This window comes from Streptomyces sp. NPDC020742 (assembly GCF_040641675.1).
In the GTDB taxonomy this organism is placed as follows: Bacteria; Actinomycetota; Actinomycetes; order Streptomycetales; family Streptomycetaceae; genus Streptomyces.
In genome coordinates this window covers 17,411-34,378 of sequence record NZ_JBFAEA010000007.1, presented here as the reverse complement: position 1 = coordinate 34,378, position 16,968 = coordinate 17,411, and the positions used below count along the sequence as shown (strand labels likewise).

18 protein-coding genes are annotated in these 16,968 nt (G+C 72.3%); 8 read left to right on the top strand and 10 right to left on the bottom strand.

Translation table 11 applies throughout. The features are described 5' to 3' along the window. Positions 1–8 precede the first annotated feature (8 nt). A complete protein-coding gene (gene moaA, locus AB0G84_RS15030; RefSeq protein ID WP_361320080.1) occupies positions 9–998 on the top strand; it encodes a GTP 3',8-cyclase MoaA in 990 nt (329 codons plus the stop codon). Between the two features lie 11 nt (positions 999–1,009). Here moaA and AB0G84_RS15025 read toward each other — a convergent pair whose 3' ends face one another. Both AB0G84_RS15025 and AB0G84_RS15020 read right to left on the bottom strand, forming a co-directional pair. Then, complete coding sequence (locus tag AB0G84_RS15025) at positions 1,010–1,261, bottom strand: hypothetical protein (RefSeq protein ID WP_361320077.1); 252 nt, start codon at positions 1,259–1,261, stop codon at positions 1,010–1,012. Positions 1,262–1,481: 220 nt separating this feature from the next. Next, entirely contained in the window at positions 1,482–1,856 is a 375-nt protein-coding gene (locus AB0G84_RS15020; RefSeq protein ID WP_361320074.1) for a DUF3099 domain-containing protein, read from the bottom strand. A 234-nt stretch (positions 1,857–2,090) separates the two neighbouring features. Here AB0G84_RS15020 and AB0G84_RS15015 point away from each other — a divergent pair, with 234 nt between their 5' ends. Continuing rightward, the gene (locus AB0G84_RS15015) at positions 2,091–2,369 is read left to right on the top strand and encodes a GlsB/YeaQ/YmgE family stress response membrane protein (protein ID WP_361320071.1); all 279 of its coding nucleotides are present in this window, start codon (positions 2,091–2,093) and stop codon (positions 2,367–2,369) included. Positions 2,370–2,461: 92 nt separating this feature from the next. Here AB0G84_RS15015 and tyrS read toward each other — a convergent pair whose 3' ends face one another. From tyrS to AB0G84_RS14985, 6 genes are all read right to left on the bottom strand, one after another. Beyond that, a complete protein-coding gene (gene tyrS / locus AB0G84_RS15010; RefSeq protein ID WP_361320068.1) occupies positions 2,462–3,865 on the bottom strand; it encodes a tyrosine--tRNA ligase in 1,404 nt (467 codons plus the stop codon). Between the two features lie 176 nt (positions 3,866–4,041). After that, positions 4,042–5,496, bottom strand: coding sequence for a metallopeptidase TldD-related protein (locus tag AB0G84_RS15005; protein WP_361320065.1), 1,455 nt, complete (start codon positions 5,494–5,496; stop codon positions 4,042–4,044). A 390-nt stretch (positions 5,497–5,886) separates the two neighbouring features. Next, positions 5,887–6,045 (bottom strand): hypothetical protein, encoded by a 159-nt coding sequence (locus AB0G84_RS15000; protein ID WP_361320062.1) that lies wholly within the window; start codon positions 6,043–6,045, stop codon positions 5,887–5,889. 126 nt (positions 6,046–6,171) lie between these two features. Next, entirely contained in the window at positions 6,172–6,459 is a 288-nt protein-coding gene (locus AB0G84_RS14995; RefSeq protein ID WP_361320059.1) for a hypothetical protein, read from the bottom strand. Positions 6,460–6,700: 241 nt separating this feature from the next. Then, positions 6,701–8,143, bottom strand: coding sequence for a hypothetical protein (locus tag AB0G84_RS14990; protein ID WP_361320056.1), 1,443 nt, complete (start codon positions 8,141–8,143; stop codon positions 6,701–6,703). 340 nt (positions 8,144–8,483) lie between these two features. After that, entirely contained in the window at positions 8,484–10,040 is a 1,557-nt protein-coding gene (locus AB0G84_RS14985) for a TldD/PmbA family protein (protein ID WP_361320053.1), read from the bottom strand. A 213-nt stretch (positions 10,041–10,253) separates the two neighbouring features. Here AB0G84_RS14985 and fabG point away from each other — a divergent pair, with 213 nt between their 5' ends. Both fabG and fabI read left to right on the top strand, forming a co-directional pair. After that, positions 10,254–10,958 carry a 3-oxoacyl-[acyl-carrier-protein] reductase gene (fabG, locus tag AB0G84_RS14980; RefSeq protein ID WP_361320050.1) on the top strand — a complete coding sequence of 235 codons (705 nt, stop codon included), beginning with the start codon at positions 10,254–10,256 and terminating at the stop codon, positions 10,956–10,958. Positions 10,959–10,963: 5 nt separating this feature from the next. Continuing rightward, positions 10,964–11,734, top strand: a complete 771-nt coding sequence (gene fabI / locus AB0G84_RS14975) for an enoyl-ACP reductase FabI (protein ID WP_361320047.1) — start codon at positions 10,964–10,966, stop codon at positions 11,732–11,734. 181 nt (positions 11,735–11,915) lie between these two features. Here fabI and AB0G84_RS14970 read toward each other — a convergent pair whose 3' ends face one another. Further along, on the bottom strand, positions 11,916–12,599 hold the full coding sequence (locus AB0G84_RS14970) for a FadR/GntR family transcriptional regulator (RefSeq protein ID WP_361320044.1): 684 nt from the start codon (positions 12,597–12,599) through the stop codon (positions 11,916–11,918). A 142-nt stretch (positions 12,600–12,741) separates the two neighbouring features. Between AB0G84_RS14970 and AB0G84_RS14965 the strand changes: the two genes are divergently transcribed. The 4 genes from AB0G84_RS14965 (at position 12,742) to AB0G84_RS14950 (ending at position 15,204) form a co-directional block, all read left to right on the top strand. Beyond that, positions 12,742–14,055 carry an MFS transporter gene (locus tag AB0G84_RS14965; RefSeq protein ID WP_361320041.1) on the top strand — a complete coding sequence of 438 codons (1,314 nt, stop codon included), beginning with the start codon at positions 12,742–12,744 and terminating at the stop codon, positions 14,053–14,055. A 16-nt stretch (positions 14,056–14,071) separates the two neighbouring features. Next, a complete protein-coding gene (locus AB0G84_RS14960; protein WP_258017738.1) occupies positions 14,072–14,188 on the top strand; it encodes an SGM_5486 family transporter-associated protein in 117 nt (38 codons plus the stop codon). Between the two features lie 179 nt (positions 14,189–14,367). Further along, positions 14,368–14,598, top strand: coding sequence for a hypothetical protein (locus AB0G84_RS14955; RefSeq protein ID WP_361320038.1), 231 nt, complete (start codon positions 14,368–14,370; stop codon positions 14,596–14,598). An 87-nt stretch (positions 14,599–14,685) separates the two neighbouring features. Next, the gene (locus AB0G84_RS14950) at positions 14,686–15,204 is read left to right on the top strand and encodes a histidine phosphatase family protein (RefSeq protein ID WP_361320035.1); all 519 of its coding nucleotides are present in this window, start codon (positions 14,686–14,688) and stop codon (positions 15,202–15,204) included. Positions 15,205–15,357: 153 nt separating this feature from the next. Here AB0G84_RS14950 and serB read toward each other — a convergent pair whose 3' ends face one another. Then, positions 15,358–16,605 carry a phosphoserine phosphatase SerB gene (serB, locus tag AB0G84_RS14945; protein WP_361320032.1) on the bottom strand — a complete coding sequence of 416 codons (1,248 nt, stop codon included), beginning with the start codon at positions 16,603–16,605 and terminating at the stop codon, positions 15,358–15,360. Between the last annotated feature and the right edge of the window lie 363 nt (positions 16,606–16,968).

The following is a 16,968-nucleotide window of genomic DNA, read 5'->3' as shown; positions in this document are numbered from 1 at the left end:
GGGGCCCAGTGCTCATCGACACCTATGGTCGGGTGGCCACCGACCTGCGTGTTTCAGTCACCGACCGGTGCAATCTGCGCTGCACGTACTGCATGCCGGAAGAGGGGCTGCAGTGGCTGGGCAAGCCCGATCTGCTCACCGACGACGAGATCGTCCGGCTGATCGGGATCGCCGTACGCGACCTGGGGATCGACGAGGTCCGCTTCACCGGCGGCGAGCCGCTGCTCCGCCCCGGCCTGGTAGGCATCGTCGAGCGGGTCGCCGCGCTCACCCCCCGCCCCCGGATGTCGCTCACCACCAACGGCATCGGCCTGGAACGCACCGCCGCCGCCCTGCGCGACGCCGGACTCGACCGGGTCAATGTCTCCCTCGACACCCTCCGTCCCGACGTCTTCCAGGCCCTGACCCGCCGCAAGCGGCACGACGATGTGCTCCGCGGACTGGCGGCCGCCCACGCGGCCGGCCTGACCCCGGTCAAGGTCAACACCGTCCTGATGCCAGGACTCAACGACGACGAGGCCCCCGACCTGCTCGCCTGGGCGATCGCCCACGGCTACGAGCTCCGCTTCATCGAGCAGATGCCGCTCGACGCCCAGCACGGCTGGAAGCGCGACGGCATGATCACCGCCGGTGACATCCTGGCCTCGCTGCGCACCCGCTTCGCGCTCACCCCCGAGGGGCAGGACGAGCGGGGCTCGGCGCCCGCCGAGCGCTGGCTCGTCGACGGCGGTCCGCACCGCGTCGGCGTGATCGCCTCGGTCACCCGCCCGTTCTGCCGGGCCTGCGACCGCACCCGCCTGACCGCCGACGGCCAGGTCCGCACCTGCCTGTTCGCCACCGAGGAGACCGATCTGCGGACGGCGCTGCGCTCCGAGGCGTCCGACGAGGAGATAGCGCAGCTGTGGAAGCGCGCGATGTGGGGCAAGAAGGCGGGCTCCGGCCTCGACGACCCGTCCTTCCTCCAGCCCGAGCGGCCGATGTCCTCGATCGGAGGCTGAGCCGCGCCGGCTCAGTTTCCGGCGGCCGAGGCCTCCCACTCCTGGAGCGTCACCACGTCCTTGAGGAAGCCCCGGACGCCCAGGAACTGCGACAGGTGCTCCCGGTGCTCCTCGCACGCCAGCCAGGTCTTGCGCCGGTCCGGCGTGTGCAGCTTGGGGTTGTTCCAGGCCAGCACCCAGACGGCGGCGGCACGGCAGCCCTTGGCGGAACAGATGACGGCGCTCTCGCCGCCCGTGGAGCCAGGAAGATCAGGGGAGTTCACGGCCTCAACCCTACGTCCTGCGACCCCGGCACCCGGGCTGGCCACCACGTCTGGACATGACGACGCCGGGCAGCCACGGGGGGAGCCGCCCGGCGTCGGTCCGTCGCTCCGACGGGGGATGCGGAGCGCGTACGCAGTATGTCACGGGGGACGGTGCGTAGTGCACCGGAACTCCATGATTGATCTGAGCTTTTCTTGAGCTTTGCAGACCGAACGGTGATCAGCGAGCGTCGGGCCGGGGCGCGGAGGGCTCCGCCGCGGGGCGTTCCGGATCGGATTCCGCAGGCGCATCCTCGTCGCCCGGCGTCAGCATCGGCCTGGACGGCCCCTCGATGAAGGTCTTCGGGAGTGAAGGGACGTTCTCCCGGCCCGCGTTGGCGATCACCACCGCAATGTACGGCAGTGCCATCCCCAGCACCAGCGTCGCAATGGCAACGGGGCGCTCGACGTTCCACAGCACCACGGTCAGCAACACGGAGACCGTGCGCACCGCCATCGAGATCACATACCGTCGCTGCCGCCCGCGCACGTCCTCGGACAGCCCCTGACGGGCCCCGGTGATCCGGAAGGCCTGGCCGCCGCTCTGCTTCCGCATCACGTTCCACCACCTGCTCAGTCATGCCGGATTCTCCCCGGTTTCCGGTCGCTTCCCACGGTACGCCGCGCCTGCGCCGCCTTCGAGACCGGGGCCTGCCCCGGTACGTCCGGGTCTGCCGGGCCGCCCGGCGTACCACCGTCTCCGGCGTGCGCCGTAGCCGATGCGGAGCGACACTGACGGGGCGACCCGCACGTGCGACCTCACGTGCCCCGCGCCGCAAGAGGAGGCGACATGTCGTGGTTGTGGGCCATCATCGTGGGCCTGGTGCTGGGCCTGATCGCGAAGGCCATCATTCCGGGTAAGCAGCAGATCCCGCTCTGGCTGACCGTGATCTTCGGCATGCTGGGCAGCGTCCTCGGCAACTGGGCGGCCACCGGCCTCGGGGTCGCCGAGACCGGCGGCATCGACTGGATCCGGCATCTGCTGCAGCTGGCCGGCGCGGTCGTCGTCGTGGCCGTCGGCGACCGTCTCTGGGTCGCCATGCGCGGCCGTAAGAAAGAGATGACCTGAGCCGTGCCCTTCGGATCAGGTCGGATCAGGGAGCGGAACGAAGAGCGGCGGCCGGTGCGCCCCACAGGTGCACCGGCCGCCGTCCGTTCGTCTCAGCGGCCCTGGAGCTGGGCGAGCTTCCGCCCGGCCTTGAGGTACGTCTCCCCGGTGGCGTCCGCCAGCTTCTCGGCCAGGACCTCGGCCAGCGGTCGGATCGCGTCGGCCTCCGCCAGCACCACGGTCTGCTGGCCGTCGGCGCCCTCCACGACCAGCCGCAGCGCGTTCTGCTTGGCCAGCCGCCGCGCGGCCGACACGCTGGGCGTGAACTCCAGCACCTTCGTCAGCACCGCCGCCACCGTCTCCGCGCCGTGCTCGGCGACCTCGACGGCCGGCAGCGACTCCACATCGGCGAAGGACTTCTTGGAGAACTGCGCGATGAAGCCGGCGCGGGCGGCCATCGCCGACTCCAGGCCGTACAGCGCCGCCACGACCTCACCGGCGAGGATCTTCTTGAGGTCCATCGGGTGCAGCGAGCGCTCCGCGACCCGGCCCAGGACGAGCGCGATCTCCTCGTCCGTCCACTCCGTCCAGGCCTTGAGGTACGGCTCCATCAGCCGGTCCGGCACCGACATGATCTTGCCGAAGACATCGTCGGACGGCGCGCCCAGGCCGACGTAATTGCCCTTGGACTTCGACATCTTGGCGCCGGTGCCGTCGGTGCCCTCGATCAGCGGCATGGTCACCACCAGCTGCGGCCGCTGCCCGCGCAGCTCCATCAGCTTGCGACCCATCTGCAGATTGAGCAGCTGGTCGGAGCCGCCCAACTCCACGTCGCAGGCGAGCGCCACCGAGTCCAGGCCCTGCGCGATGGGGTAGAGCAGCTCGGTCATCGTCAGGCCCGAACCGGCCGCGAGCCGGTTGCGGAAGTCCTCGCGCTGCAGCAGCTGCGAGGCCGGCACCTGGGCGAGCAGCGACAGCAGCTCGGGGAAGGTGTACGGCGCCAGCCACTCGCTGTTCTGGCGGAAGCTGACCTTCTCGAAGTCGAAGAAGGGGCGGACCTGTTCGCGGTAGGTGGCGAGGTTGTGGGCGATGTCCTCGTCGGTCAGCGGCGGGCGCTCGGCGGTCCGGCCCGACGGGTCGCCGATCTTGGCGGTGAAGTCGCCGATGATCAGCGTGACGTCATGGCCCAGCCGCTGGAACCGGCTCAGCACGATCAGCGGCACCGCATGTCCCAGGTGCACATCGGTCGCCGTCGGGTCGATGCCCAGCTTGATGTGCAGCCCCTCGCCGGCCGCCCGGCGCTCCTCGATCCGCTCGGCCAGGGCTTCCACTCCCGGGAGCACCTCGACCGTACGGGCCGCGATCAGCTCGGCCTGCTCCTTGGCGGGCAGGTCCGTCAGGTCGAGATAGCGCCGCGCGCCGGTCTCCTTGAGCAGCTCCTGGACCGTGGCGTCCGAGGAGAGGTCGGCGGAGAGCAGGGTGCGGGCGCGGGCGACGGATTCGCCGAGGCGTGTCATGGCGTTCCTGATCGATCGTGGTTCCCGAAACGGGAGGACAAGCGAACAGTCTATTAGGCCGGGCGGGCCGCCCCGCGCTGTCGGGCCCGTCACAGGGCGCCGGGAGCCGGGTCGGCCCGCCGCCCGGACGCCCGGGCCGGCCGGACGCACCTCCTACCGCCCGGCCGGAGCCCCGCTCACACCCCGCGGCTCACCGAGCTCATGTTGAAGTCCGGGATCCGCAGCGCCGGCATCGCTGCCCGGGTGAAGTAGTCGCTCCACTCCCGCGGCAGGGTCCGCTCGGTACGACCCGCCTCCACCGCCCGCGACAACAGGTCCACCGGCGACTCGTTGAACCGGAAGTTGTTGACCTCCCCGACCACCTCGCCGCGCTCGACGAGATAGACGCCGTCCCGGGTCAGCCCGGTCAGCAGCAGCGTCGCCGGGTCCACCTCGCGGATGTACCACAGGCAGGTCAGCAGCAGCGCCGGACCGTCGTACCCGGCCCCCGCCACCATCTCCTCCAGCGAGGCCGAACCGCCGCCCTCCAGAAGGAGGTTGTCGATCCCTGGCGCCACCGGCAGGCCGGTCAGCGCGGCGCTGTGCCGGGTGGTGATCAGCCGGCTGAGCACGCCCTCGCGCACCCAGTCGGTGGCGGTCAGCGGCAGCCCGTTGTCGAAGACGGACGCGTCGTCCCCGGAGGAGTGCGCCAGCACGAACGGCACGCACTCCAGACCGGCCGCCCCGGGGTCGCTGCGCAGCGTCAGCGGCAGCCCGGTGAGCCGCTCGCCCACCCGGGTGCCCGCCCCGGGGTGCTCCGCCGCCTCCTCGTCACCGTCGGCCGGCCGGGAGAAGACGGTACGGCCCTCGGCGGCGTCCCGCGCCCCGGACGACCACAGCTGGTAGATCAGCAGATCGGCGACGGCGCTGGGCGGCAGCAGCGTCTCGTACCGCCCGGCGGGCAGCTCGACCCGCCGCTCGGCCCAGCCCAGCCGGCGGCCCAGCTCGGCGTCCAGCTCCCGGGGGTCGACGTCGGTGAAGTCGCGGGTGGCCCGGCCGGCCCAGGCCGAGCGGGGGACGCTCCCGGAGCCCGGGGCCTTGGCGTTCAGCTCCAGGGTCCCGGTGGGCTGGTCGTGCCGCAGCCGCAGCCCGGCCGAGGTGCCCAGATACGACGAGACCACACCGTGGTGGGCGAAGCCGTACAGCTCCCGGCCGCCGGCGCGGGCCTGCCGGAAGGACTCGCCGAGGGCCGGTGCGAACGCCGCGAAGACGTCCGAGGAGGTCTCGGCGGGCGCGTCGGTGAAGTCGGCGGTCACCTTCTGACCGCCGACCAGTGGCTGGGCGTCCTCGGCGGGCCCGGCGTCCCGCGCCGCCGCCTCCGCGGCCCGCACCAGCGGCTCCAGGTCCTCCGCGGTCACCGCCGAGCGCGAGACCACCCCGGAGGCGGTGCCCTGGGCGCCGTCGACGGTCGCCACGACGGTCAGGGACCGGCCCCGGGTGACGCCGTTGGTGGTCAGCGCGCTGCCCGCCCAGCGCAGATTGGCGCTGGAGTGCTCATCGGCGATGACCACGCAGCCGTCCGCGCGCGAGAGTTCCAGGGCCCGTTCGACGATCTCGTGCGGTGCGGTGGTACGGGACCTGCGGGCGCTCATCGTCCGGCCTCCCGCGTCGTGTGCGGAGCGGGAACGGAGGGCCTGCCCCGGTGAGGCGCAGGTGTGCCGGTCAGGCGGCTCTTCATGGTCTACCCTCAATCCCTCTTCATACCGTCCGGAACCGGACTGTGCGGGGTCTGCTGATGACGTGGTGTCGACCTGGGGAGAGCTTATCGAGCGGCCTGCGTGCCGGCGCCGGTACGAAGCCGCCACGCTCGCCCCCACGTCCTCCGGCCGGCGCGGCTCCGCACGGGCATGACGAGGCCCCGTTCGTGACACGCCGGGGCGCACGAACAGGGCCGTGACGGAAGCGGTGCCGGGCCCGTCGGCCGTCCCGCGCCGTGGGCGCCCGGGGCCGCGGGGCGAGGGGACCTGACTACGGGACGGGCGTCACTGCGTGACGAGAGTGATCGTGCCGGTGCCTCCGGCCCGTCGGTTCGCGGCCTCGGCTTCCTGATAGGTGACGTAGCGACGGATCGTGCCGTCGGGCAGGTTCAGCTGGTAGCCGACGATGGTCTGCGGGGTTCCCCCGCCGCAATTGCAGGGCATGGCTGCGGTCCTTTCACATAGCGGTGCGGCAGTACCGGACGGTGGCCGGAAGCACCCGGGGCGCCGCGGCTCCCTGGCGCCCGGCCCCGGGAGGCGCCGCGCCACGGGCAGGCGCGAAGGCGCGGGTCAGTCCAGCCACCGTGAGGCGACTCCGGCCAGGTAGGAGAGCGTCAGAGCGGTCGCCGGTGCCTGGAACCACGGGGAGCCTCCCCAGCAGGAGGCGTACGCGGCCGTGGCGGCGGCGACCCAGGTGCTCGTGCACCATCCGCAGCTCACCAGATAGGCGGCTCGGGAGTCGTCGCCGAAGTGAGCGCCGATCCATGATCGGAAGCCCGCCGCCAGGGTGTCCTTGGTGATGAAGCGGGTGAGGCGACACGTGGCACCGAGGGCGAGCAGGAACACGGAGAAGCTCATGGAAACCATCCGTTCACCGGCTGGGTCCGACACGGGGCGCGGGCTCTGCGGGCGGCCGGTGCCGGGCCGGCTCACCGTTAAGCTGGGGCCGGGCCGCCCCCCCGTCCTGCTACGACGGGGGACGGCCCTTGAGCGGCCGGTCGTTCACCGGAAGGCGGTCACGCTGCACCGTGGACCGGACCTGTGCGCAGGGAGCGCAGCAGGACCTGTCACGCCGCTCCGGCCGACCCGGCGCGGGCGGTCACATCGGCGGGCAGGGCACCAGGGAGCCGGTCGCCTGCACCGTCACACCGCCGACGGTGGCGGTCGCCGTGTAGCTGGCGGCGCTGATCTGCAGCAGCGAAAGGCCGGCGTTGAGGGTCGCCACACCACTGGCGTTGGTCACCGCGGTGCCCACCAGCTGACCCAGGATGTAGAAGCTGACCGTCACTCCCGCCTGTGCCGGCGTGAGGGTGGCCGTCAACGTCGCCGTGAACAGGTCCGGCACCGGGAGGGGCGTGTTGACCCGCCAGCAGGCGGGCGACGCCTGCGGCGTGGGCCTCGTCCGCACGTTCACCGTGATGGTGAGGGGTGCGGAGATGACGCCGGTGCAGGAGCAGGTGGTGCCGCTTGCGGTGACGGTGGCGGTGACGGTGGCGGTTCCCGGGGTGTTGAAGACCAGTGACCCGGTGGCGATGCCGGAGGCGTTGGTGGTGGCGGTGACGGGGGTGGCGCCGCCGGTGAAGGTGACGGTGGCGCCGGAGACCGGCTGGCCGTTGCAGAGCACCACCGCGGTCACCGTGGTGGGCTGGCCGACGACCGTCGGTCCTGCCGGGAGCAGCATCACCTGGCAGGACGGCTGCGGAGCCACGGTGATGGTGACGGGTGCGGAGATGACGCCGGTGCAGGAGCAGGCGGTGCCGGTCGCGGTGACGGTGGCGGTGACGGTGGCGGTTCCCGGGGTGTTGAAGACCAGTGTTCCGGTGGCGATGCCGGAGGCGTTGGTGGTGGCGGTGACGGGGGTGGCGCCGCCGGTGAAGGTGACGGTGGCGCCGGAGACCGGCTGGCCGTTGCAGAGCACCACCGCGGTCACGGTGAGCGGCTGGCCGACGATCACCGATCCGACCACCGACTGGATCGCCACCGTGCAGGTGGACAGGGGCGGCACGGTGACGGTGATCGGCGCCAGCGTGCAGGCGGGGCAGGATCCGGCGGCCGGAGTGAAGCTGACACCGACCGTCTGGCCCGGCGTCAGCGCCACGCCCAGGTTGGTCGGCAGCACCACGCCGTTGGTCACGGTCGCGGTGACGGTGGCCCCGCCCGGCAGGGTGTAGGTCAGTGTCCCGTTGATGGAGGTGAGGCCACCGGCACAGGTGATGACGGTGGTGGCCGTTGTGATCCCGCCGACCGGGGTGGTCAGCGTGGTGGACAGGGTTCCCGCCGGCGCCGGGGTGACGGTCACGGTGCCGTTCTCCGCACCCACGACGGTGCTGGTGGCGTCGAGGTACACCACGGAGACGGTCTGGGCACCGGAGCCCGTGGCGGTGAGCGTGACGCTGGCGGAGCCGGCGGTGAGGGGCACCGTCACGGGGGGCTGGCCGTCATAGGTGAAGACCGCCTGAGTGGCTGCAAGGGGGGCACCGGTAACGGTGACGGTGAAGGCCTGACACGCCCCAACGGGCGTGGGAGTGATGATTACTGCCATGGAGCAGCCCCTTCGAAGAGAGCTTGGGTGGGGCTGCCCACAGCGACTGCACCCCACGGTGCAGCTCGCGAGTTCACCTGCCGGAGTGCCCATGCTGTGCGACGACGACCTTCAAAAGATCGCTGTCACGACTCCCCGACAGAGGATGGGCACCCCACAATCGGTCGGGACCATTAGAGCCATGGCGGTGAACGCCGGGCCATACCGGACTGGTGGATTCCCGCGTATGGCCGAGCGTGCGTGGTGAAGTCATATGAATTGCCGGGCGAATTCCGGGCGTTGTGCCCCTCCCACAGGGCTCCGGGCTCCGGGCTCCGGGCTCAGCGCTCAGGGCTCCGGCTCAGTCCCGGCCCGACTCGGCCGAAGTGTTCAGGATGTTCACGTTCCGGAACAGCGCCGAGGGGCAGCCGTGGGACACCGCGGCAACCTGTCCGGGCTGGGCCTTTCCGCAGTTGAAGGCGCCTCCCAGGACGTACGTCCCCGGTCCTCCCACCGCTTCCATCGAGCCCCAGAAGTCGGTGGTGGTCGCCTGGTAGGCCACATCGCGCAGCTGCCCGGCCAGCCGCCCGTTCTCGATCCCGAAGAAGCGCTGTCCGGTGAACTGGAAGTTGTACCGCTGCATGTCGATCGACCAGGAGCGGTCGCCGACGACGTAGATGCCCCGCTCCACCCCCGAGATCAGCTCCTCGGTGGACGGCCCGTCCGGCGCCGGCTGTAGGGAGACGTTGGCCATCCGCTGGACCGGCACATGGGCCGGCGAGTCCGCGAAGGCGCATCCGTTGGAGCGGGCGAAGCCCGTCAACCGGGCCATTCTGCGGTCGAGTTGGTAGCCGACCAGGGTTCCGTCCTTGATCAGGTCCCAGGACTGGGCGGCCACCCCCTCGTCGTCGTAGCCGATCGTGGCGAGCCCGTGCTCGGCGGTCCGGTCGCCGGTCACGTTCATCAGCTCCGAGCCGTACCTCAGCTTCCCCAGCTGGTCGAAGGTGGCGAACGAGGTGCCCGCGTAGGCCGCCTCGTACCCCAGGGCCCGGTCCAGCTCGGTGGCGTGCCCGATCGACTCGTGGATGGTCAGCCACAGATTGGAGGGATCCACCACCAGGTCGTAGCGGCCGGGCCGCACGCCCGGTGCGCGCATCTTCTCGGCGAGGTGCTCCGGGATGCGGGCCAGCTCGTCGTCCCAGTCCCAGTGGTCCCCGGTCAGGTACTCCCAGCCGCGCCCGGCCGGCGGCGCCAGGGTGCGCATCGAGTCGAAGTCGCCGCTGGCGGGGTCCACCGCGACCGCGGTCAGCTGTGGATGCAGCCGGATGCGCTGCTGGGTGGTGCTGGTGCCCGCGGTGTCCGCATAGAACTTGTTCTCCTGGACGGTCAGCAACGCGGCGTCCGCATGGGCCACCCCGGGGGCGCCCAGCAGCCGGGCGCTCCACTCCGCCAGCAGAGCGGTCTTGTCGGCGTCCGGTACGTCGAACGGGTTGATCTCGTACGAGGAGACCCAGCTGCGGCCGGGGTACGACGGCTCCTCGGCCAGCTCCACCCGCCCGGAGGCGCCGGACGCCGCGGCAACGTCCCCCGCGGCCCGGACGACCTGCGCCGACAGCTTCGCCATCGCCACCGCCTGGGAGGCCACCCGCGCCGCGGCGTCCAGGGTCAGGTCCACCCCAGACGCGAAGCCCCAGGCCCCGCCGTGCACCACCCGGACCGCGTAGCCGAGGTCGGTGGTGTCCGAGGTGCCGGCGGTCCGGGCGTCCCGGAGCCGCCAGGAGGCGTTGCGGATCCGCTCCAGGCGGAAGTCCGCGTGCGCGGCGCCCAGCGCGCGGGCCCGGGCCAGCGCGGCATCGGCCAGCGCGTGCAGCGGCAGCGCCTGGAACGTCTCGTCAAGGGCATGGGGTGCAGCGGCCAAGGCGTCCTCCCGTAGTCGGCGCCTGCATCATGCCCTGTGGCGCCGCCGCGGCCCAGAGCCGGCCGGTGCGCGGCACGGCGCGTCGGCCACGTTCTGTGGAGACCCGACAGTGACGGGGGCGCGCGCCTGTCCGTGCTCGATTCCCCGTACGGCGTCCGTGACCGATAGTTTCGTATCGAACGCAGGACGGACAGAAACGGAAAGGGTGATCTCTTGAGCCGCTCGGTTCTGGTCACCGGAGGTAATCGCGGCATTGGCCTCGCCATCGCCCGTGCCTTCGCCGAGGCTGGCGACAAGGTCGCCATCACCTACCGCTCGGGCGAACCACCCGCGGGATTTTTGGCCGTGAAGTGCGACATCACGGACAGCGAGCAGGTCGAGCAGGCGTACAAGGAGATCGAGGAGAAGCAGGGTCCGGTCGAGGTGCTGGTGGCCAACGCCGGCGTCACCCGCGACCAGCTGCTGATGCGGATGTCCGAGGAGGACTTCACCTCGGTCCTGGAGACCAACCTCACCGGCACCTTCCGGGTGGTCAAGCGCGCCAACCGGGCGATGCTGCGGGCCCGCAAGGGCCGCATCGTGCTGATCTCGTCGGTGGTGGGCCTGATGGGCGCCGCCGGTCAGGCGAACTACGCCGCCTCCAAGGCCGGCCTGGTGGGCTTCGCGCGCTCGCTCGCCCGTGAGCTGGGCAGCCGTAACATCACCGTGAACGTCGTCGCGCCGGGCTTTGTCGACACCGACATGACCCGTGTGCTCAGCGACGAGCAGCGGGACACCATCGTCAAGCAGGTGCCGCTGGCGCGGTACGCGCAGCCCGAGGAGATCGCTTCCTCGGTGCGCTTCCTGGCCTCCGACGAGGCCGCGTACATCACCGGAGCCGTCATTCCCGTCGACGGCGGATTGGGCATGGGTCACTGATCAGCATGAGTGGAATCCTTGCAGGCAAGCGCATCCTGGTCACGGGTGTCCTGACGGAGTCGTCGATCGCGTTCCAGGCGGCCAAGGTCGCCCAGAACGAGGGCGCCGAGGTCATCCTCACCGGCTTCGGCCGGCTCTCCCTCGTCGAGCGGATCGCCAAGCGGCTCCCCAAGGAAGCCCCGGTCATCGAGCTGGACGTCACCAACCAGGAGCACCTGGACGGCCTGGCCGACAAGATCCGCGAGCACCAGGGCGAGGACGCCCGCCTCGACGGCATCGTGCACTCCATCGCCTTCGGCCCGCAGGGCGCCTTCAACTTCCTGGAGGCCAGCTGGGAGGACGTCAGCACCGCGGTGCAGGTCTCGGCGTACTCCTACAAGGCGCTGGCGATGTCCTGCCTGCCGCTGATGGAGCACGGCGGCGCGCTCGTCGGCCTCACCTTCGACGCGCAGATCGCCTGGCCCAAGTACGACTGGATGGGCGTGGCCAAGGCGGCGCTGGAGGGCACCAACCGCTACCTGGCGCGCGACCTGGGCCCCAAGGGCATCCGCTGCAACCTGGTGTCGGCCGGCCCGATCAAGTCCATGGCCGCCAAGTCCATCCCCGGCTTCGAGGAGCTGGCGGACGTGTGGAACCACCGCGCCCCGATCGGCTGGGACCTGGCCGACCCGGAGCCGGCCGGCCGCGGTGTGGTCGGCATGCTGTCCGACTTCTTCCCGCGCACGACCGGTGAGATCGTGCACGTCGACGGCGGCGTGCACATGATGGGCGCCTGACGCCCCGAGCCTCTCGTACTGCCCGTCCCGGTCCGCCGGGGCGGGCAGTACGCGTACGCGGGGACGCCCCCGGCATCGGCGGCTCGTCCGCGGAAGCGCGGGAACCGTCGCGCCTGACCTGCGCTGGTGTCCATTGTTCCGGGCTCGCGCGCGGACGCACAGGGACCGCCGACGCCGGTGCTCAGCGGTGCTCGGCGAGCCCCGGCCGGCAGCCGAACGGGTGGGCGCTCGCCTCGGCGGCGGCCAGCTCCCCGTCGCCCGCGCGGATCGCCTCCACCAGGCGGGAGTGGTCCATGTGCGCCTCGGGCCGCAGCTCCTCGCCGACATCGGCCCGCAGGAAGTCGCGCAGCACCCCGCCGAGGTCGGCGTAGATCTCGGCCAGCACCTCGTTGTGCGAGGCCGCCACGATCGCCATGTGCAGGGTCGCGTCCGCTTCCACGAAGGGCTCGGCCGCCCCGGATTCCCAGGCGGCCTCCCGGCGGGCCAGCAGGGTGTCGAGCTGCCGCAGGTCCTGGCCGGTGCGGCGCTGCGCGGCGAGCCGGGCCGCGGTCGCCTCCAGGGCGCTGCGCAGCTCGGCGACGTGCCCCGGGGCGGCGGAGGCGAACCGGCGGTTCATCACCCCGGCCAGCTCGCTGGTCGCCACCACGTACGTGCCCGAGCCCTGCCGGATGTCCAGCAGCCCGTTGTGCGCCAGGGCGCGGACCGCCTCCCGGACGGTGTTGCGGGCCACCCCGAGCTGCTCGACCAGCTCCGGTTCGGTCGGGATCCGGGAGCCCACCGGCCACTCGCCGGAGGTGATCTGGGCGCGCAGCTGCGCGATCACCTGGTCGGCCAGTGCGGACCGGCGGGGCGAGGTCAGAGGCATGGCTGCGCTCCGGGGTGCGGGGGCGGACGGAGGGCGGTGCGGCGTCCGGCGGGTCCTTCCGGCCCCTGGCACCGCCCGGGACCCCAGAGGCTACCGATATCGGCTGGACAACCATTCATCCCATGATTCTATGATGAGCCCCATGGCAGAAGAAGACCTCGCGACCCTCGGCCCGGCGACCGGGCCCCGTACGACCTCCGGCGCGCCGGCGGCCGACGACCGTGGGCAGGCCGAACGGACCCCGGCCCCGGACGGCGGCCGGCTCGCCCGCTGGCTGCCGGGGATCGTGATGGCCGGTCTGGTCCTGGCGGCGCTCAACCTCCGCCCCGCCATCACCAGCCTCGGCGCCCTGCTGGCGGAGGTCCGGACCGGCCTGGGCATGAGCGGCACCCTGGCCGGGCTGCTGACCTCCGTGCCGCCGCTGTGCTTCGCCCTCTTCGGTGTCGCCGCGCCCCGGCTGGCCAGGCGCTGGGGGCCCGGCGCGGTCGTCTGCACCGGCATGGCCGCCATCGCCGTGGGCGTGGCCGTGCGCCCGTACGCCGGCGGCACCGCCGGGTTCCTCGCCGCCAGCGCGCTCGCCCTGGCCGGCATCGCGGTCAGCAATGTGCTGATGCCGGTCGTGATCAAGAGCTGGTTCCCCGACCGGGTGGGCCCGATGACCGGCCTCTACTCGATGGCGCTGGCCCTGGGCACCTCGCTCGCCGCGGCCGTCACCGTCCCGATGACCCAGGCGCTGGGCGGCAGTTGGCGCACCGGCCTGGCCGTGTGGGCGGCGCTGGCCGCGGTCGCCGTGCTGCCCTGGCTCGCCGTGGTGCGCCGGCCCGGGGCGGCCTCCGGCGCGGCCCACGACCCGGCCGCGCAGTCCGACGGGCCGCCGCTGCGGATCACCGCCTCGCCCACCGCCTGGGCGCTGGCCGTCTTCTTCGGCCTGCAGGCCACCGCCGCGTACATCACCATGGGCTGGATGCCGCAGATCTTCCGCGACGCCGGGGTCTCCGCCGGCACCGCGGGCGTGCTGCTCGCCGTGACCATGGCGATGGGCGTGCCGCTGTCCTTCGTGCTGCCGCGGCTGGCGTCCCGGATGCGGCACCAGGGCCCGCTCGCGGCGCTGCTCGGCCTCTGCGGCCTGGCCGGCTACGCCGGGCTGATGGTGGCACCGGGCGCAGGCGCCTGGGCCTGGGCGCTGCTGATGGGCATCGCCAACTGCGCCTTCCCGCTCGCCCTGACCATGATCGGGATGCGGTCCACCAGCTCCGCCGGGGTCGTCAAGCTCTCGGCCTTCGTGCAGTGCGTCGGCTACCTGATCTCCATCCCCGGGCCGCTGCTGGTCGGCGCGCTCTACCAGCACAGCGGCGGCTGGGGGCAGCCGCTCGCCCTGATGGCGGGGCTGATGGTGCCGCAGATCGCGGTGGGGGTGCTGGCCGGGCGGGACCGCCGCATCGAGGACGACAGGTGAATGGGACACTGGGCGCATGCCAGTGCTCGAACCGAATCCGCAGGGCAGCCAGAAGAAGCTGCTCCTCGTGCTGGGCCTCATGCTCGGTGTGACCGTCGTCGTCGCGATCGTGGCCAGTATCGCGGCGCCCTGAGTCCGTGGGCGGGACGTCCCGGGCGCGTCCCCTAGGGGATGCGGATCAGGGACGGGTGGGGGGCTTCCCGGAGGGAACGGGCCGCCCCCGGGCCGTAGCTTCGGAGGACACCGCGCACCGCGGTGGCGCACCGCCGCCCGCGGCGCGCGCCCTTCGATCCCGCCACGGAGGCGATCTCCATGCCCGCCGCGTTCCGCCGGTCTCCCGCCGGCCCGGCCAGCCGCCTGCCGGGAAGCGGGCTGCGGGCCCGCCTGCCGTGGTGGGCGCTGGCTCTGCCGGTGGTCTCCTTCACGGCCCTGCTGGTGCTGATGCTGGCAGCGAGCCCCTCACGGGCCAGCGCCCCGAGCGTTCCGCAGAGCCTGGCGCCCCTGCTGGAGATCCTCCTGAGGATCGTGCGTCCCGGCAGCTGAGAGGCGCCCGCCGCACACCCTCACCGTGCGGAAGGAGCGCTTCAACACCCCGCGCCCCGCGCCGTCTTTCGTGCGAAGCTGGGACGCATGAGCGTCGATACACCCCGCCGGATTGTCCTCCTCCGACACGCCAAGGCCGAATGGTCGGAGTCCAGCGACCATGAGCGTCCGCTCGCCGAGCGCGGCCGCAAGGATGCCCCCGTCGCCGGCCGCTGGCTGGCCGGCTCGGGGATCACCCCCGATCTGACCCTGTGCTCGACCTCCGTACGCACCCGGGAGACCTGGAAGCTCGCCGTCCACGAACTTCCCCAGCGTCCCAAGACCGTCTACGAGGAGCGGATCTACGAAGCCTCCCTCGGCGAGCTGATCGCGCTGCTGAACGAGACCTCCGACGAGGTCACCGACCTGATGCTGGTCGGGCACAACCCGGGCGTGCACGCCCTGGCGGACGCCCTGTCCGGGGAGGCCGACGGCGATCTGCTGCCGCGGATGAACCGCAGCGGCTTCCCGACCGCCGCGCTGGCCGTGGTCTCCTTCAACGGCTCCTGGAAGTCGGTCGAACACGGCGTCGGCCGGCTGGTCGCCTACTGGACCCCGCAGGGCTGACCGGCTCGCCCCGTTCGCCGGCCGTCAGGATCCCGGCCGCTCCGCACGCACCACGACAAGGGCCCCGGCACACCGCCGGGGCCCTTGCCCTTGGGATTCTGTGGTCCGTACGCGCCGGTTCCCGGCCGCTCCGGTCCGTGCGCCGGGCGGTCCTCAGCCGGCGTGGGTGTCCGCCGCCTCGACCTCTTCACGGGTGATGCCCAGCAGGTACAGCACGGTGTCCAGGAACGGCACGTTCACCGCGGTGTGCGCCGCCTCCCGCACCACCGGCTTGGCGTTGAACGCCACGCCCAGCCCGGCGGTGTTGAGCATGTCCAGGTCGTTGGCGCCGTCGCCGATCGCCACCGTCTGGTCCAGCGGCACCCCGGCCTGCTCCGCGAACTCCCGCAGCAGCCGGGCCTTCCCGGCGCGGTCCACGATGTCGCCGGTGACCCGCCCGGTGAGCTTGCCGTCGACGATCTCCAGGGTGTTGGCGGAGGCGAAGTCCAGCCCCAGCTCCTCCTTGAGCGCATCGGTGACCTGAGTGAATCCGCCGGACACCACGCCGACTTGATAGCCGAGCCGCTTGAGGGTCCGCACCAGGGTCCGGGCGCCGGGGGTGAGCCGCACCTCCTTGCGCACGGCCTCGACCACCGACGCGTCCAGCCCGCCGAGCAGCTCGACCCGGGCGTGCAGCGACTGCTCGAAGTCCAGCTCCCCGCGCATCGCCGCGGTGGTCACCTCGGCGACCTCGGCCTCACAGCCGGCGTGCGCCGCGAACAGCTCGATGACCTCGTCCTGGATCAGCGTGGAGTCGACGTCCATCACCACCAGCCGCTGCGCCCGGCGCTGCAGCCCGGCCGCCACCACGGCGACGTCGACCCCGAGCTGGGCGGCCTCCAGCGCCAGCGCGGTGCGCAGCGCCTCGGTGGCCGCACCGGAGACCGCGAACTCGACGGCCGTCACCGGATACTTGGCGAGCCGGAAGATCCGGTCGATGTTGCCGCCAGTGGCCGTTATGGCCGAGGCGATGGCGGCCGTGGACTCCGCGGTGAGCGGGTGTCCGAGCACGGTGACGTGCGAACGTCCGGTGCCGCGCGGGCGGTTGTCGCCGTGGCCGGAGATGATCTCCGCCTGGAGGTGCAGCGACTCGGCCCAGCTGTGCACGGTGGCCCGCAGGTCGCCCTCGGAGGAACCGGTGGTGCCCTGGCCGGAGGCGGGTGTGGTGACCAGCGCGCACAGTGAGATGCGCCCCCGGGTCACCACCTGCTCGATGTCCACGACATCGACGGAGTAGGCGGCGAGGGTGTCGAAGAGGCCTGCGGTGATGCCGGGCCGGTCCTTCCCGAAGATCTTCACGAGAAGGGTGGGTACGTCATCGCCCGGTACGGCGGTGGCAGTCGGGGTCTGCGATGCGCTCATGGTGCCCTTACGGTATCCGCCGGGCCGCCGCGTCCGTACGGGTGTCCGGGGTTCGGACCGGGGCCGGGCCCGGTCCGACGCACCCGCACCCCGCCGCCTCCCGGCTCCGGGCGCCCGCCGATCGTTATCGACTCGTGTCCCCGGCCAGCCCCGGCCGCGGACCCACTCCGGCCCGCCCGGGCGCCAACCCCCGTGCCGGGCCGATGCGTTCGGCAGGCGACGGCCGACGGCGGACCGCCCGTGCGGAAGACCGCGACGGACCGCGCTTCCGGCCGGTGCTATGTCGGCTACCTCCCATCATGCGGCCTCCGGCAAGGGTGCGCACGGCGTCCGGGCGCGCCCCCGCCGAGCCCGCCCGGACAC

Excerpts from the sequence above, each read along its gene's own strand:
- AB0G84_RS14970 (WP_361320044.1), bottom strand. The coding sequence starts at position 12,599 with ATGCCTCTGACCTCGCCCCGCCGGTCCGCACTGGCCGACCAGGTGATC.
- AB0G84_RS14955 (WP_361320038.1), top strand. The coding sequence starts at position 14,368 with ATGCCCGCCGCGTTCCGCCGGTCTCCCGCCGGCCCGGCCAGCCGCCTG.
- AB0G84_RS14995 (WP_361320059.1), bottom strand. The coding sequence starts at position 6,459 with ATGAGCTTCTCCGTGTTCCTGCTCGCCCTCGGTGCCACGTGTCGCCTC.
- fabI (WP_361320047.1), top strand. The coding sequence starts at position 10,964 with ATGAGTGGAATCCTTGCAGGCAAGCGCATCCTGGTCACGGGTGTCCTG.
- AB0G84_RS15020 (WP_361320074.1), bottom strand. The coding sequence starts at position 1,856 with ATGCGGAAGCAGAGCGGCGGCCAGGCCTTCCGGATCACCGGGGCCCGT.
- AB0G84_RS15005 (WP_361320065.1), bottom strand. The coding sequence starts at position 5,496 with ATGAGCGCCCGCAGGTCCCGTACCACCGCACCGCACGAGATCGTCGAA.
- AB0G84_RS14950 (WP_361320035.1), top strand. The coding sequence starts at position 14,686 with ATGAGCGTCGATACACCCCGCCGGATTGTCCTCCTCCGACACGCCAAG.
- AB0G84_RS14960 (WP_258017738.1), top strand. The coding sequence starts at position 14,072 with ATGCCAGTGCTCGAACCGAATCCGCAGGGCAGCCAGAAGAAGCTGCTC.
- serB (WP_361320032.1), bottom strand. The coding sequence starts at position 16,605 with ATGAGCGCATCGCAGACCCCGACTGCCACCGCCGTACCGGGCGATGAC.
- AB0G84_RS14990 (WP_361320056.1), bottom strand. The coding sequence starts at position 8,143 with ATGGCAGTAATCATCACTCCCACGCCCGTTGGGGCGTGTCAGGCCTTC.
- tyrS (WP_361320068.1), bottom strand. The coding sequence starts at position 3,865 with ATGACACGCCTCGGCGAATCCGTCGCCCGCGCCCGCACCCTGCTCTCC.
- AB0G84_RS15015 (WP_361320071.1), top strand. The coding sequence starts at position 2,091 with ATGTCGTGGTTGTGGGCCATCATCGTGGGCCTGGTGCTGGGCCTGATC.
- AB0G84_RS14965 (WP_361320041.1), top strand. The coding sequence starts at position 12,742 with ATGGCAGAAGAAGACCTCGCGACCCTCGGCCCGGCGACCGGGCCCCGT.
- AB0G84_RS15000 (WP_361320062.1), bottom strand. The coding sequence starts at position 6,045 with ATGCCCTGCAATTGCGGCGGGGGAACCCCGCAGACCATCGTCGGCTAC.